This is a genomic window from Pauljensenia sp. UMB3104 (assembly GCF_030217285.1).
Lineage (GTDB): Bacteria > Actinomycetota > Actinomycetes > Actinomycetales > Actinomycetaceae > Pauljensenia.
Genome location: NZ_JASONN010000068.1, coordinates 1 through 496 on the forward strand (window position 1 = coordinate 1; position 496 = coordinate 496).

1 protein-coding gene is annotated in these 496 nt (G+C 55.8%); it reads right to left on the bottom strand.

Annotation, left to right across the window (positions count from 1 at the left end):
- Positions 1-105 precede the first annotated feature (105 nt).
- Positions 106-456: a hypothetical protein gene (locus tag QP415_RS10785; protein WP_070454417.1), complete on the bottom strand. Its 351-nt coding sequence runs from the start codon at positions 454-456 to the stop codon at positions 106-108.
- Positions 457-496 lie beyond the last annotated feature (40 nt).

Sequence of the window (496 nt, forward strand, 5' to 3'; positions counted from 1 at the left end):
TCGACGCGTTTGATTTTTACCACTCCCGCGATTGCTGTGATGAAAGCTGCGAAACCTCCGAACCCGCCGAGGGTGGCAAGAGCATCAATAAACCCGCTCAAAAGCTCACTCCTCCTTCCCCTCGCCGGTCTTGGTGGGGGCGCGGTGCCTACCAGCAGGCGGGGAAGTAATATCGCGCACCCAATCCATCAAACCCGTAGGTTTCAGGATCGTGTAGGCGATCTGCCCGGCCCCAGCGACCACGCCCAGGTTCATGATCGCGAACTGGTAAAACGCCGGATACTTAATAAACACGAAGGTTGCCGCCGCGAGTAGCACGTACACGCCCAGGGCTACCAGGCGTTTAGTGTTTTGTGACCAGTGCGCGCGTGTGATCACAGATACCACGAATGTGCCTAGGATGCCCGCGAGCGCGGAAAAATCAATGGGGCTAATGTGCTGAAATAGCTGATCCATTTTTTACCACATCCATCCTTTGGTGTTGAGGGCGTGCTGT

Excerpts from the sequence above, each read along its gene's own strand:
- QP415_RS10785 (WP_070454417.1), bottom strand. The coding sequence starts at position 456 with ATGGATCAGCTATTTCAGCACATTAGCCCCATTGATTTTTCCGCGCTC.